This window comes from Sulfitobacter pacificus, assembly GCF_030159975.1.
GTDB classification, from domain to species: domain Bacteria; phylum Pseudomonadota; class Alphaproteobacteria; order Rhodobacterales; family Rhodobacteraceae; genus Sulfitobacter; species Sulfitobacter pacificus.
The window spans coordinates 2,332,627-2,346,093 of record NZ_BSNL01000001.1; the positions used below are offsets into that span (position 1 = coordinate 2,332,627).

The following is a 13,467-nucleotide window of genomic DNA, read 5'->3' on the forward strand; positions in this document are numbered from 1 at the left end:
AAAAGCCGCCTCGGGCCACAGGTCTGCTTGGTATTTCCACTTGGCAATTAATCAGGCAGGATGGCCGAAACCAAGCGCCGAAAAGGACCACACCATCCGACAGCTTTTGCCCATCACCGCCCTTTTGGTCGGCTCCGCTTTCTTGCTGTTTGCAGGCGGCATCAACGGTCTGATCCTGCCGGTACGCGGCACGCTTGAAGGGTTCTCAAACGTCTCGCTCGGGTTGCTCGGCACTGGCTGGGCGCTGGGATATGTCGCCGGCTGCATCATGACATCAACACTTGTGGGGCGGGTTGGGCATATTCGCGCCTTTGGTTCCTTGGCGGCGATTGCAGCCGTCTCCATGCTGGGCAGTGCGATCCTGATCACCCCCTGGGCCTGGGTTGTATTGCGGGGGCTCTGCGGTTTCTGTTTTGCGGGCACCGCAATGATTGTGGAAAGCTGGCTAAGTGAACAAACGCCAGCACAATCGCGCGGGCGGGTGTTTGGCGTCTATACGATGGTCAATCTGGGTGCTAATACCGCCGGTTATATGATGCTGACGCTGGGCGATCCTTCCGGCTTTTTCTTTTTTGCGCTTGCGGCGATCTTTTATTGTCTGGCTTTGGTCCCAACGGCCCTTAGCAACACCTCGACCCCGCCGCCCATGGTCAAGGTTAAACTCAACCTCAAGGCGCTTTGGCGCAACTCTCCGGTAGCGGTGTTTGCGGTGTTTTGGGTTGGCGTCTCAAACGCGGCTTTCGGGACATTGGCTGCGGTTTATGCACAGAAAGTGGGGTTGGTACTGGGGGCGGTCGCCCTGTTCACCGCCATTCCGATCCTTGCTGGCGCGGTGATCCAGATGCCGGTCGGCCTGCTGTCGGACAAGATGGACCGGCGCAAGGTGCTGGTCGGCATCGCAAGTTTTGCACTTCTTGCCGATCTCGCCTTTATCCTCCTCGCGCCTGAGGGGCGCATGATGAACCTCGCCCTTGCGGCCCTTCTGGGGGGATCAATTTTTGCGATGTACCCGGTAATCGTTGCCCATGCCAATGACCATGCGGAACCCGGATCAGCGATCCAGATTTCAGGGGGGCTGCTGCTGACCTATGGCATCGGGTCCATCATCGGACCAACGGTTGCGGGCTGGGCCATGTCCGAGATCGGGCTGCGGGCCTTGTTTGCTGTCACCTCTCTCTCGCATGTGATGGTGATCCTCTACACGCTGTGGCGCATGACCAAACGTCAGGCGGTGGCAGAAGACGGCAAGTCCAGCTTCCAGCCACTGAACGCTGGTCGGACCTCCAGCTTGCAAACGGTTGAAGGGTCACAACCCGACCCCATCGAGGGCACACGAGAAAGCGGCGCGACCAAAGGCCCCGCCGCTGATCCCTGAGCAGAATGTCAGAGCCTATTGAAAGGCCGCCAAAACCGCCTCGATGACAATTGCCTGATCTGCCATGCGCTCCTCCACACCATCGGCACAGATAAAGGCGTCTTCAGGTTCTTCCGCTTGCAGGATCGCCAGACCGCCCGGCTTGCAAACCCCAAGAAAATCGAAGTGCGACAGGTTTTCCGGCTCCATATAGGTCACAAATTCCGCCGGTACCGCTGCCCGCAACGCGCGGGATTCGACATCCAGATTAACGTCGGATTCCCCCTTGGGTGCCCCAATCACCAACAAGGGCCGTGCGATGGCATTCAGGCTGGCGGTTGAAAACGTCTGGGTCGCGCCCAGATCGAACATCGCAAACCCCTTGATCCGAGGATCAGACAGATCAGCCTGCATCGCTTTTGCATCTTCTGGTGTTTTTGCAATCTTCCACAAGTCCAACAGACCACAAACCATTTCCCTTGGCCGCGCCGCACAAAAGGCATCCATCTTGGGCGCGTCAAACCGCCCCCCCGCCAGCGCCACGGCGGTCATCCCGCCCAGTGAATGCCCCGCCATATAAATCCGCTCGGGATCGATATGAGTGCTTATCGTTGGGTCAGTCAGCACATGATCAATGACACGGCTGATGTCGCCGGGCCGGTCCCACATCTGGCGTGCCTGATCGGGGTCCCGCATCCAGCTTGAGGTGCCAGGGTGGTGGATTGCCGCAACCACAAAGCCGTGTTGCACCAAGGCATCCGCCAGCCAGTTCTGGTTGCGGGCATTGCCATACATGCCATGCGACAGCACCACGAAGGGGCGTTTTCCGGTCAACGGTTCAGCGTCTTCGATGGCTTGAATGCCCTGCCAGACACCATTGGATTGATGCGCCTTCAGCCGCGCCGTTTCTTTGGTGGGATACCAGATGAACCCTTCCAAGGGCCGATCCCTGCGGGCATCTGAAATCTTGAGGTCCGACAGGCCGGTGCGCACCTCCTGCGCCAGAACGCTGTTAGCGGTCAAGGCAAGGGTCAGGGCGGCAATATGCAGAATGTTCTTCATGTCTCATGTTCCTTCAATGGGCGTGATGCCCCAGAGATTGCGGGTTACCCCCAACAAAACAACGGGTTGAGACGGCAAACCCTGTCCTCTATCACGATCTAGGACAGGTCGCGCGTAAAGGAGGACAGGTTTGGACACGCAAATGCTTTCGGTTCCATTGCCAATCCTTGCCGCAAGCCTCTGTGTGGTGATCGCCCCCTTGATGCTGCGTCTGGATCTGGGGCGGCGGATATCGGGCATCTTCTTTGCGTTACTGTTCACCAGCTTTGCACTGCAATCACTGCTGGTCGGCTTGCGTTTCGGCTATGGTGTGGAGCGGTTCATTACCTTTCAGCGGGTGCTGCCGATGTCAGTGGGCCCGCTGCTCTATCTGGGGTTTCTGGCTTTGGCGGTGGACGGGGCATCGTTTCGCAGACATGCACTGCTGCATCTTGGGGTCGCAGTTCTGCTCGCATTGGGCCTTGGGTTATTCGCCAATATCTTTCGTGATTTCGATCTGGTGATCAGCGCCAGCTATCTGGTCTATACCGGCCTGCTGCTGCGTCTGGCGCGACGCGGACCTGACAACCTGATCCATGCCCGTCTGGACATCGCCCGCCCTGCGATCCGCTGGATGTATGGTGCTGTTGGGTTATTGCTGGGTCTTCTCATTTTGGACACCGCCATCGCGCTCAGCTTTGTCATGGCCCGCGGTGCGTCAGCCCCCGCATTGGTGACCTTCGGCTCCGCCCTGCTGATTGCTTTATTGCTGTTGATCCTGACCAGCATTCCAACCCTCATCGCCCTACAACGCCCCACCAAGGTCAAACCCGACATCCCAGCAGAAAGCAACGAAGCCACACTGGAAGCCGCCGCCCGCGCCATGCTGCTCCGCAGCCAAATCTATCTTGACCCCGATTTGACAGTGCAACGGATCGCACGGCGGCTAAGCGTGCCAGAGCGCAGCCTGTCAAACGCGATCAACGTCAGTCAGGGAATGAATGTATCCCAATATGTGAATGGTTTCCGGCTGGAGCATGCGGCACAGCTGCTGCGCGACACCGAAGATTCCGTGGCCAAGGTGATGTCACAATCGGGGTTCCTGACGCGTTCGAACTTTTACCGGGAGTTTCAACGGGTCTATGGCCAATCCCCGGCAAGCTATCGCGAGGGCACCTCCCCAAAGGAATAGCAATCCAACAGCGCGGCAGAACCTTGAATGACAGCTCAAAGAAGAGCGCCTCCAGCTAAGGCGCTATTTGATATCGAGCCAGAATGCGCCCGCGTTTTCGCTTAAGGTCAGAGACAAAATATCGCCCTCCCGTTTCATTAAACAGTACTCTTGTTCGCCCAACGCATGGATCGGTTTTGGGTTTTCTGCTTTGTGCCGAGGTGATTGTTCAGTTTTGGGAAAAGCTGGGGCACGAAAGTATTGAAAGTTTCGCCACCCCCAAATCGTTGGATGTGTAAGCATCGCAGCCTCCGAGCTCGATTCACAAACATACGCAGGGCACAGGCAAAATTCCGTATCTTCCCCGACAGCAACGGTGGTTGAATAGATGCCGTCCAATTCGCTCCAAATTGCGTCATAAAAGGTGACATTCAGACCCAGCGCATTGATCAGCACCCCGGTCAGGAAGAAAGTGCCTATCAATCCTCCGAGAATAGAGATGCCGATAAAAGAACGGTGTAAAATCATCCTGATTATTCTGCTTGGGTAAAGACCGGGATGCGTCAAAGTGGAAGCTTTTTGCCGCTGCCAGCCTTATCAAAAAAGGCGCACCCAATTGGATGCGCCTTTCTCTCTATTTATTTAAGCAGCTTTACTTCGCTGTGATCCGCCCGTCCGTGTAAGGGGTATAAGGCGCATTCGCTGCGATATACTCCGCTGTTACATCTGCCAGATCAGGGCCGAAATCATATGCCTTGGCTGCTGTCTTGAACATCGCGTAGCCATCACCACCGTTGCGCACATAATTGTTGGACACCACGCCATAGGTCTTGTCCATTTCAACCGGCGCGCCGCCAACCATTACATCGCTGATACGGCTGCCCGGTTCAGCACTGGCATCAAAGGCAAAGGTAAGCCCGGCAACCTGTGGGAACCGACCCGCACCGTCCTCGATCTGGCTGACGCCGTTTTCCAGCGCCGCAACCAAGACATCACCGGTTACCTCAAAGGTCGACAGGGTGTTCTGGAACGGCAGCACGGTCAGCACCTCCCCCATTGTCACCTCTCCGGCATCGATGGAAGAGCGCAGCCCGCCACCGTTCTGGATGGCAACCTGAATACCCTGATCCTTCACCCGGTCAAGCATCGCGTCAGCGACCAGATTACCCATCGGGCATTCACCAGCACGGCAGGCATCACGCGATCCTTCGATCATATCAGAGGTCTCCGCCACAACCTGGCTGCGCAGTTCTTCCAGTGGTTTGGCCAATTCCTGCATACGGGCAACCGTAGCCGCGTCTTCGCTCACCGAAGCGTCCAGCAGGATCGGTTCACCGGAAATTTCTGTCACCGCGCCGGCATCATCAAAAGTTACACTGATTTCACCCAAATATTTACCATAAGCGTAGGCCTGAAAGATCGGCACGTCGTTTTCCACGGTAGGATACGGACCCTCGGCACGTTCTGCGGTATTTGACAGCAAGGTATGGCTATGACCGCCGATGATCAGGTCCACACCTGTCAGTTCCTGCGCAAGCCGCTTGTCAGCGGGCAAGCCCACATGGGTCAGCAGAACGATCTTGTTCACACCTTCGCCCGTCAGCCGGTCGATTTCCGCCTGTGCTGCCTGCACTGCGCTGGAAAAGATCACTGTGTCGCCGGGTGAAGATGTCTCAGGTGTATCTTCCGCCAATACGGAAACGACACCAACCTGCGTACCAGCAACCTCAAGTACGGCGGATTTTCCCACCCTGTCGGCCAGACGGTTGTTCTGACTTACGTCAATGTTTGCGGAAAGCACCGGAAACCCGACCTTGTCCAGAAAATCGGCCAGCCCCTCTGGGCCGTCATCAAACTCGTGGTTGCCCACCGCCATCGCGTCATACTCAAGCTGCGCCATGAACTCGGCCGCAAGGTCGCCGCCATACTGCGAATAGAACAATGACCCCTGAAACTGATCGCCAGCGTCCAGCAGCAGCACATCGTCACCGGCGCGGCCACGGGCCTCGCCGATGGCTGTGATCATCCGTGCGATACCGCCAAAACACTTGCCTTCGGTGTTGTCTTCCGCCCCACAAGTGGAGTCATATTTGCTGATCGGTTCAAACCGATCGTGAAAGTCGTTGGTGTGCAGGATGGTCAGTTTTGTATCGGCTACGGCACCACCTGCCATCAGGCCAAAAGCCGCAACGCTTGTCAGGAATCGTTTCATTGGTTTTCCCCCAAATGGAATCTATGTGGCATCGTGGCCCCTGACCCGCAGGCTGTCAAAGAGGTTGTTGGCCGGGCTTACAAATTCGCTTGCCGCCGCCTGTTCAACTGGACGTATAACACCCACAGAAGGCGGGTTGCCGACTTGACGCCTTGGTGCCGGACGGGCATCACCCCCTCATGTTAATTTTCAAAATTTTCCGAACCGACGAATGGCAAGCGCTGCGTGAAAACCGCGAAACCGCCGGTGCGCCGATTGATCTAGCCGATGGCTATGTGCATTTCTCTACCGCAGAACAGGCACGCGAAACCGCTGCCAAACATTTTGCCGGTGTGGATGGTTTATTCCTGATCGCCGTTGATGCAGCGGCGGCTGGCGAGGCGCTGAAATGGGAAGTGTCACGCGGAAATGCCCTGTTCCCGCATCTGTATCGCAAGATGCTGCTGGAGGATGTGGTTTGGGCCCAGCCCTTACCACTGATCGAGGGCCAGCACCAATTCCCGCCCGGTTTCGAAGAGGCAAGCCAATGACCCGATATATTGATCCAGACCGCGCCCAGTTTGATGCTTTCAAGGATCTGGACCGCGACAGTGAATTGAACATGCTCAACCTTGTGCGGTTCAATGATCTGGCAAATTATCCCGGTGATCATGAACTCGCCCGCGACGGGCTGACCGGCGCGCAGGCCTATGGACATTACGGGCAGGAAACCGGCCCGATCCTTGCGAAAGTCGGGGGCAGTATTCTCTGGCGCGCCAGTTTCGAACTGACGCTGATCGGCCCCTCTGATGAGGCATGGGATGCGATGTTCATCGCGCAATATCCCAACGCACATGCGTTTCTGGCGATGGTGTCTGATCCCGACTATCAACGCGCCGTTGTGCACCGGCAGGCGGCGGTTAAAACCTCGCGGCTGATCCGCAGTCAGGGTGCCGATATCACGGGATATTTTGCATGAATGCGCTGATCGAACGTCTGGGCCTCACGGCGATGCATCGGCTTGATCCTGAGCTGGCCCATGGGTTGGCGATCCGCACCCTGCGGATGGGGCTGGTCCCTGCGCCGGGACCGGTGACCTCTGCACGCCTGAAAACCACGCTGGCCGGGATGGAGCTGCCCAATCCGGTTGGCCTTGCCGCCGGGTTTGACAAAAACGCCACCGCCATCGCCCCGCTGTCGCGTGCCGGGTTCGGGTTTATCGAAGTCGGGGCCGCAACGCCCCTGCCGCAACCGGGCAACCCCAAACCCCGTCTGTTTCGCCTGACCCGGGATCAGGCCGCGATCAACCGGTTCGGATTTAACAACGACGGGGCAGAGGCGATTTGCAACCGGTTGGCGCAGCGCGGCACAGGTGTGCCCGTGGGCCTGAACCTTGGCGCGAATAAAACCAGCGACGACCGCGCCGCTGATTTTGCCCGGGTCATGGAGGCCGCCCGCAACCACGTCGATTTCGCCACCGTCAATGTCTCCTCTCCCAATACGGAAAAGCTGCGCGATCTACAGGGCAAGGCGGCGCTGGCGGCCCTGTTGGAAGGGGTGATGGATGTACGCGGTGCCACACCGGTCTTTCTGAAAATCGCCCCCGATCTGACCGAGGCCGAAATCGCAGATGTGGCGGAGGTTGCCAACTCTGCCGGGGTCGCGGCCATCATCGCCACAAACACCACGCTGGATCGCGCCGGGTTGCGAAGTCATCACGCCGCCCAGGCGGGCGGGCTGTCAGGGGCACCGTTGTTTGACAAATCCACCCGCGTTCTGGCGCGGCTTTCCACGCTGACAGACATCCCGCTGGTCGGGGTTGGCGGAGTTGGATCCGCTGAACAAGCCTATGCGAAAATCTGTGCCGGGGCGCAGGCGGTGCAGCTCTATACCGCACTGGTCTTCGGCGGCATGTCACTGGTCACCCAGATTGTGCGCGGGCTGGATGATCTACTCGCCAAAGACGGCTTTGCCACGGTTGCGGATGCGGTGGGTAGTAAACGAAGGGACTGGTTATGATTACTCTTTGGCACAACCCGCACTGTTCCAAATCGCGCCAGACTCTCGCGCTGATCGAGGCGGCAGGCGTTGATGTGACGGTTCGGCTGTACCTTCAGGACGCACCGAAGATTGAAGAAATTGCGCAGATGCGCCGGGCCTTGGGAGACCTCCCTGCGATTAAGATGATGCGCTCCGGTGAAAAGCTGTTCAAGGAACTGGGCCTGCGCAAAGACATGGATGACGACACCTTGCTGGCCGCAATGGCCGCAAACCCGATCCTGATCGAACGACCGATTGCCCTCAAAGATGGTCAAGCGGTTATCGGTCGCCCACCCGAAGCGGTTGAGGTCATGCTTTAGCCGGTGCGGACTGAACGGCGCGTTCCAGTGCCGGATAACACAGACCCAGCGTGATGCCGCGTGCCACAAAAGAGATCAGCATTGCCGCCCATAGCCCGTGATTGCCATAGGCCGGCACGAGGATCACCACAGCAACGACAAATATCGCAAAGGACAGGGCCATCATGTTGCGCATATCGCGTGACCGTGTGGCCCCGATGAATATCCCGTCCAGCATAAAGGCTGCGCAGGCCAGCACCGGCACCGCCAAAAGATAAGGCAGAAACACCCGTGCTGTGGCCTGAACCTCAGGGGCCTTGGTCATCAGATCAATGATCTGCGGACCGATGACCCAAAACAACACCGTCATCAGCACCGACACCAGACCGGCCCAGAAGGACGCCAGCACCGCGCCACGCCTTAAGGCAGCAACCTGTCGCGCGCCCACGGCCCGCCCCACCAGCGCCTCTGCGGCAAAGGCGAAACCGTCCAGCCCGTAGGCCGTGATCATCAGAAATTGCAGCAGAACCTGATTGGCGGCCAGGGTCACATCCCCCATGTCCGAACCAAGAAAGACAAAGGACAGGAAAATCGCCTCAAGCAGGATTGAGCGGATCAGAATATCCGTGTTCAGCCGAACCATCCGTACCCAGCGCGAACGGTTGAACACCTGCACCCAATTGCGCCAGTCCGGCGTGCGAAATGCGCCGCGGCAAAACCACAGCCCCACGGCCAGACCGCTCCACTCTGCCAGAAAGGTTGCAAGGGCAACGCCCTGCACACCCCAGCCAAGGCCCAGCACAAACCACATGTCCAATACGATGTTCAGCCCGTTCATCCACAGCTGGATAACCAGAACGGCGCGGGTACGCTCCTGCGCGATCAACCAGCCGGTGATCGCATAGATTGCAATGGCGGCAGGGGCTGACCAGATACGGATCGTCATATATTGACGGGCAAGGGTTTCCACCTCGGACGAGGCAGGCGACACTGTGAAGGCCGCCCAGAACAATGGGATTTGCAGCAGAATCACCGCAAGCCCTGCCCCCAGACCAATCAGCAGGCCGCGCGTTAAAAGCGCGGTGACCTCTGCGTGATCATTGTCACCAGCAGCCTGCGCAGTCAGCCCCACCGTGCCCATCCGCAAAAAGCCAAAGAACCAGTAGAAGGCTGATAAAACAATCGCGCCAAGACCCACAGCACCGATGGGGGCAGCCAATCCCATTTGCCCGACAACGCCGGTATCCACCGCGCCTAAAATCGGCACAGTGGCATTGGAAATCACAATCGGCACGGCGATGCGCAGCACCCGTCTGTGGCCCACGGCTTCGGCCGCCTCCGGGGCGCGGGCCTCCACCTTAGCTCTCCCGTTGCGGCATCACGAAATGCCCTGTCGCCTGCGCAAAGAGGCGGGCGCGGTTGTCCTGCCATCCCTCCACATGAACGGAGGCATAGCGCCGCCCGGCCCGCGTAATCCGCGCCCGCGCATAGGCGTCGCGCGGCAATCCCGAGCGCAGATAGTCAACGGTGAAATCAATCGTCTTGGGCAGGCGCGGCAGCGTGATATCGTCAATATCGTCAATCTCAAGCGCACCGCTTTCCATATCTTCCCAGATCATTCCCCAGCTCAGCGAGATGATCGCCGTCACCTCAAGAAACGCCGCCGTTGCACCGCCATGCAGCGCGGGCAGCATCGGGTTGCCAATCAACTCTTCCTTGAACGGCATGATCGCAGTCAGCTCATCGCCGCGCCGCTCGAAGGTGACGCCAAGGAAACGGATGTAGGGCACCCCATCGACCAGCGCACGCAACACACCATCACGACGTTGTTTCACGATTTGAACAGGCTCAGGTCGTTTGATCATGTGCCGCTTCCCGCTGTGAAAGTCCCGGTGGCCATAGCGACAGGCACCTCTTCATCCTCGTCCATCGCCGTGGCCCGTACAAAGGCAACAGAGCGGGTCACATGGTAACAGGTGGCGCGTGCCTTGATCCGCTGGCCCGGTGTCGCCGCCCGCAGGTATTCAATGCGCAAATCAATGGTCGCCGTCCCCGCCGGGTTGCTGGGATGGCTCATCACCGCCGCGCCGCAACAGGTATCAAGCAGCGCAGAAACCGCCCCGCCATGCACCACACCCGTCTTCGGGTCGCCGATGATATCTTCGGAATAGGGCATCGAAATCGCGGCAGTGCCGGCGTCCAGCTCCTGCAGTTCCATGCCCAGCGCCTTGGCATGTGGCAGAGCCTGAATAAACTGGCCCGCCTGTTTGATTTTGTCTGCCATATCGGGGATCCTTTGGCCGAATTTAGCCCTTTATCACGAGGCCAGCAGCAAAGGGCAAGGCCACCTGTTGCGCTCCGTTCTTCATCGGCCTACCTTGAAGGCCAAGGGAGTAACGACCAATGGCAGACGACCGCCTGACCTTTAAAGAAATGTGTGCCAAATTCGATGTCACACCCCGCACTTTGCGGTATTATGAGTACATCGAACTTCTGCACCCCGAACGCGAAGGCCGTTCAAGATTCTATGGCCCGCGCGAACGTGCCCGCATGACGTTGATTCTGCGGGGCCGCAAGTTCGGCTTCCCGCTCGAGGTCACGCGGCAATGGTTGCTGATCTATGAAAAGGAAGGCACCGAAAGCCAGATGAAAGCCTGGCTTACCCTTGCTGACGAACAACTGTCCGAGCTCTCCGATCAACGTGCCCAGCTGGACGAGGCGATCAGCGAGCTTAAAAAACTGCGCGATGATACGGCCTTGGCCCTGAACAAAGTCGACAGCTAGTTCCCTGTTAATTTCGTGGCTGTGTGGCATTATTTTCGCCACAAATGCGCTGTGAAAATGGCTGCGCTGACGTTGACGCAGCGCGATGGGTGATTTTTTTACCCACGGCCACTTTCTTGCATTGCGACTGGATCGCAGTTCAGGTTAACCAACAACCCCCAAAAATAATGATTTCGGGACCAAAATGGACAATACGGCCTTACCAAAGACGCCGTGACGTCACCCCGCAAAGTGACGTGACGTCCACGTTACGTCAACCTAACGAGGTGTTGTAAGCATGCGAGAGACATCACACATCGCAGCCAACAGCACCACGATGTACCCATGTGATGAGAGTAAAACGAAATGACCAGTGATTTGATGACAATCCGCCAGATGTGCGACACTTTCGATGTAACACCGCGCACCCTGCGGTTCTACGAGGCGAAGGAACTGCTGTTCCCGATCCGCGAAGGGCAAAAGCGCCTGTTTACAAAACGCGACCGCGCGCGGCTAAAGCTGATCTTGCGCGGCAAGCGCTTCGGGTTCAGTCTCGAAGAAATTCGCCAGCTGCTGGACCTGTACCACCGCGGCGACCAGCAAAGAACCCAGATCACCCGTGCGCTGGATATCGCCCGCGAACGCCTGACAGAAATGCTGGCCCAGCGCGAAGATCTCGATGCGGCGATCAACGATCTGAAAGAACAACTGAAATGGGGGGAAAAGATGATGACCTCCTTAAACCAAACACCCAGCATGGCGGAGTAACAGCACCGCCAGCTTATGCCTGAAATTCACACTCCGGGAGACCCTCATGCCGACATATACAGCCCCTACGAAAGACATGCAGTTCGTGCTGCACGATGTGTTGAAAATCAGTGAGGCCAGCACCCCCGGATATGAAGATCTGGAGCCTGATTTCACCTCTGCCATTCTGGAAGAGGCTGGCAAGCTGACCTCTGAAGTGATCGCCCCGCTGAACACTGTTGGCGACACTGAAGGCTGCCGGCTGGAAAACGGTGTGGTTTATACGCCCACCGGGTTCAAAGAGGCCTTTGAAAAGGTCAAGGAAGGCGGCTGGACCGGTCTGGACATGCCAGAGCAATACGGCGGCCAGAACATGCCGCAGGTCATCGGCTCTGCCGTGGGCGAGATGTTTTCTGCGGCAAATCAGGCCTTTACCATGTATCAGGGTCTGACCCATGGTGCGGCCTCTGCAATCCTTGCCCATGGCACGGACCAGCAGAAAGATACCTTCCTGCCCAATATGGTCTCCTGCGACTGGACAGGCACCATGAACCTGACCGAACCGCATTGCGGCACTGATCTGGGTTTGATGCGCACCAAGGCGGTGCCACAGGCGGATGGCTCCTACAAGATCACCGGCCAGAAGATCTTTATCTCTTCCGGTGAGCACGACATGGCCGACAATATCATCCATCTGGTGCTGGCAAAAATCGAAGGCGGCCCCGAAGGCATCAAAGGCGTGTCCCTGTTCATCGTACCCAAGTTCATCGTGAACGAAGACGGTTCTCTGGGCGATCGCAATGGGGCAACCGTTGGCTCTATCGAGGAAAAAATGGGCATCCACGGCAATTCCACCTGTGTGATGAACTATGATGACGCCACTGGCTATCTGCTGGGCGTCGAACACAAGGGCATGCGCGCCATGTTCACCATGATGAACGAGGCGCGTCTGGGCGTGGGCATGCAGGGTCTGGCACAGGCCGAGGTGGCCTATCAGAACGCGGTTGTCTACGCCAATGACCGCCTTCAGGGCCGTGCCGTTACCGGGGCCGAAGCCCCAGACAAGCCCGCTGATCCGCTGATCGTACACCCCGACATCCGCCGCTCGCTGATGGAACAGAAGTCATTCGTTGAGGGCGCACGTGCCTTTATCCTCTGGGGGGCCACCATGATCGACGCGGCCCATCGCTCCGGCGATAAGGATGCTGACGGTCTGGTTTCGCTGCTGACGCCAGTGATCAAGGGTTTCCTGACCGATGTTGGCTACGACATGACCGTCAAAGCGCAGCAGGTCTATGGCGGCCACGGCTATATCGAAGAATGGGGCATGTCCCAGTTCACCCGTGATGCCCGTATCGCGATGATCTACGAAGGGGCCAATGGCGTACAAGCATTGGACCTCGTCGGGCGCAAACTGGCGCAGGACGGCGGCAAACATGTGATGGCCTTCTTTGAACTGGTGAAATCCTTCTGCAAGGAAAGCGCCGGCACGGACGAGGTGTTTGACAAAGAGTTCATCGACCCCCTGAAGGCGGCCAGCAAGGATCTGCAATCCGCCGGCATGTATTTTATGCAGAACGGCATGAAGAACCCCAATCACGCCTTGGCGGGTTCCAATGACTTCATGCATATGTTCGGCCATGTCTGTCTGGGTCTGATGTGGGCCAAGATGGGTCTTGCCGCCCGTGCCGCCCTGGCAGAAGGCACCGGTGACGCCGCGTTTTACGAGACAAAGCTCGCCACCGGACGTTTCTATATGGCACGCCAACTGCCCGCCACTGCCCTGCATCTGACACGCATCCAGACCGGTGCGGATACAGTGATGGCGCTGGAGGCTGCCAACTTCTAAGGTGATGGCGGG

At 58.0% G+C, this 13,467-nt stretch carries 15 protein-coding genes; 9 read left to right on the plus strand and 6 right to left on the minus strand.

The genetic code is table 11. The features are described 5' to 3' along the window. The first annotated feature begins 40 nt into the window (after positions 1-40). Positions 41-1,375, plus strand: a complete 1,335-nt coding sequence (locus QQL78_RS11705) for an MFS transporter (protein ID WP_348540751.1) — start codon at positions 41-43, stop codon at positions 1,373-1,375. 15 nt (positions 1,376-1,390) lie between these two features. Here QQL78_RS11705 and QQL78_RS11710 read toward each other — a convergent pair whose 3' ends face one another. Then, the gene (locus QQL78_RS11710) at positions 1,391-2,416 is read right to left on the minus strand and encodes an alpha/beta hydrolase family protein (RefSeq protein WP_284373616.1); all 1,026 of its coding nucleotides are present in this window, start codon (positions 2,414-2,416) and stop codon (positions 1,391-1,393) included. A gap of 130 nt (positions 2,417-2,546) precedes the next feature. Here QQL78_RS11710 and QQL78_RS11715 point away from each other — a divergent pair, with 130 nt between their 5' ends. Beyond that, positions 2,547-3,587, plus strand: a complete 1,041-nt coding sequence (locus QQL78_RS11715) for a helix-turn-helix domain-containing protein (protein WP_284373617.1) — start codon at positions 2,547-2,549, stop codon at positions 3,585-3,587. A gap of 63 nt (positions 3,588-3,650) precedes the next feature. Here QQL78_RS11715 and QQL78_RS11720 read toward each other — a convergent pair whose 3' ends face one another. Both QQL78_RS11720 and QQL78_RS11725 read right to left on the minus strand, forming a co-directional pair. Further along, positions 3,651-4,094, minus strand: coding sequence for a hypothetical protein (locus QQL78_RS11720; protein ID WP_284373618.1), 444 nt, complete (start codon positions 4,092-4,094; stop codon positions 3,651-3,653). Between the two features lie 124 nt (positions 4,095-4,218). After that, a complete protein-coding gene (locus QQL78_RS11725) occupies positions 4,219-5,778 on the minus strand; it encodes a bifunctional metallophosphatase/5'-nucleotidase (protein ID WP_284373619.1) in 1,560 nt (519 codons plus the stop codon). 179 nt (positions 5,779-5,957) lie between these two features. Here QQL78_RS11725 and QQL78_RS11730 point away from each other — a divergent pair, with 179 nt between their 5' ends. From QQL78_RS11730 to arsC, 4 genes are read left to right on the plus strand one after another with little or no spacing between them, the layout of a single operon-like run. Continuing rightward, positions 5,958-6,308: a DUF952 domain-containing protein gene (locus tag QQL78_RS11730; RefSeq protein WP_284373620.1), complete on the plus strand. Its 351-nt coding sequence runs from the start codon at positions 5,958-5,960 to the stop codon at positions 6,306-6,308. Beyond that, positions 6,305-6,736: a DUF1330 domain-containing protein gene (locus tag QQL78_RS11735; RefSeq protein ID WP_284373621.1), complete on the plus strand. Its 432-nt coding sequence runs from the start codon at positions 6,305-6,307 to the stop codon at positions 6,734-6,736. The genes QQL78_RS11730 and QQL78_RS11735 overlap by 4 nt, the downstream gene beginning before the upstream one ends. Next, complete coding sequence (locus QQL78_RS11740) at positions 6,733-7,776, plus strand: quinone-dependent dihydroorotate dehydrogenase (protein WP_284373622.1); 1,044 nt, start codon at positions 6,733-6,735, stop codon at positions 7,774-7,776. The genes QQL78_RS11735 and QQL78_RS11740 overlap by 4 nt, the downstream gene beginning before the upstream one ends. Further along, positions 7,773-8,117, plus strand: coding sequence for an arsenate reductase (glutaredoxin) (gene arsC, locus QQL78_RS11745; protein WP_284373624.1), 345 nt, complete (start codon positions 7,773-7,775; stop codon positions 8,115-8,117). The genes QQL78_RS11740 and arsC overlap by 4 nt, the downstream gene beginning before the upstream one ends. Here arsC and QQL78_RS11750 read toward each other — a convergent pair. From QQL78_RS11750 to QQL78_RS11760, 3 genes are read right to left on the minus strand one after another with little or no spacing between them, the layout of a single operon-like run. After that, entirely contained in the window at positions 8,107-9,453 is a 1,347-nt protein-coding gene (locus QQL78_RS11750; RefSeq protein WP_284373625.1) for an MATE family efflux transporter, read from the minus strand. The two genes, arsC and QQL78_RS11750, sit on opposite strands and share 11 nt — an antisense overlap. 1 nt (position 9,454) lies before the next feature. Further along, positions 9,455-9,961, minus strand: a complete 507-nt coding sequence (locus QQL78_RS11755; RefSeq protein WP_284373627.1) for a PaaI family thioesterase — start codon at positions 9,959-9,961, stop codon at positions 9,455-9,457. Beyond that, on the minus strand, positions 9,958-10,380 hold the full coding sequence (locus tag QQL78_RS11760) for a PaaI family thioesterase (RefSeq protein WP_284373629.1): 423 nt from the start codon (positions 10,378-10,380) through the stop codon (positions 9,958-9,960). The genes QQL78_RS11755 and QQL78_RS11760 overlap by 4 nt, the downstream gene beginning before the upstream one ends. A 119-nt stretch (positions 10,381-10,499) precedes the next feature. Here QQL78_RS11760 and QQL78_RS11765 point away from each other — a divergent pair, with 119 nt between their 5' ends. The 3 genes from QQL78_RS11765 (at position 10,500) to QQL78_RS11775 (ending at position 13,455) form a co-directional block, all read left to right on the plus strand. Next, on the plus strand, positions 10,500-10,880 hold the full coding sequence (locus QQL78_RS11765) for a MerR family transcriptional regulator (RefSeq protein ID WP_284373631.1): 381 nt from the start codon (positions 10,500-10,502) through the stop codon (positions 10,878-10,880). Between the two features lie 345 nt (positions 10,881-11,225). Further along, positions 11,226-11,627 (plus strand): MerR family transcriptional regulator, encoded by a 402-nt coding sequence (locus QQL78_RS11770; RefSeq protein WP_284373633.1) that lies wholly within the window; start codon positions 11,226-11,228, stop codon positions 11,625-11,627. 46 nt (positions 11,628-11,673) lie between these two features. Beyond that, on the plus strand, positions 11,674-13,455 hold the full coding sequence (locus tag QQL78_RS11775; protein ID WP_284373634.1) for an acyl-CoA dehydrogenase C-terminal domain-containing protein: 1,782 nt from the start codon (positions 11,674-11,676) through the stop codon (positions 13,453-13,455). Positions 13,456-13,467: the final 12 nt, after the last annotated feature.

Bases quoted from the DNA above. Each gene is read 5' to 3' on its own strand.
- QQL78_RS11710 (WP_284373616.1), bottom strand. From the start codon at position 2,416: ATGAAGAACATTCTGCATATTGCCGCCCTGACCCTTGCCTTGACCGCT.
- QQL78_RS11720 (WP_284373618.1), bottom strand. From the start codon at position 4,094: ATGATTTTACACCGTTCTTTTATCGGCATCTCTATTCTCGGAGGATTG.
- QQL78_RS11725 (WP_284373619.1), bottom strand. From the start codon at position 5,778: ATGAAACGATTCCTGACAAGCGTTGCGGCTTTTGGCCTGATGGCAGGT.
- QQL78_RS11730 (WP_284373620.1), top strand. From the start codon at position 5,958: ATGTTAATTTTCAAAATTTTCCGAACCGACGAATGGCAAGCGCTGCGT.
- QQL78_RS11735 (WP_284373621.1), top strand. From the start codon at position 6,305: ATGACCCGATATATTGATCCAGACCGCGCCCAGTTTGATGCTTTCAAG.
- QQL78_RS11740 (WP_284373622.1), top strand. From the start codon at position 6,733: ATGAATGCGCTGATCGAACGTCTGGGCCTCACGGCGATGCATCGGCTT.
- arsC (WP_284373624.1), top strand. From the start codon at position 7,773: ATGATTACTCTTTGGCACAACCCGCACTGTTCCAAATCGCGCCAGACT.
- QQL78_RS11755 (WP_284373627.1), bottom strand. From the start codon at position 9,961: ATGATCAAACGACCTGAGCCTGTTCAAATCGTGAAACAACGTCGTGAT.
- QQL78_RS11760 (WP_284373629.1), bottom strand. From the start codon at position 10,380: ATGGCAGACAAAATCAAACAGGCGGGCCAGTTTATTCAGGCTCTGCCA.
- QQL78_RS11765 (WP_284373631.1), top strand. From the start codon at position 10,500: ATGGCAGACGACCGCCTGACCTTTAAAGAAATGTGTGCCAAATTCGAT.
- QQL78_RS11770 (WP_284373633.1), top strand. From the start codon at position 11,226: ATGACCAGTGATTTGATGACAATCCGCCAGATGTGCGACACTTTCGAT.
- QQL78_RS11775 (WP_284373634.1), top strand. From the start codon at position 11,674: ATGCCGACATATACAGCCCCTACGAAAGACATGCAGTTCGTGCTGCAC.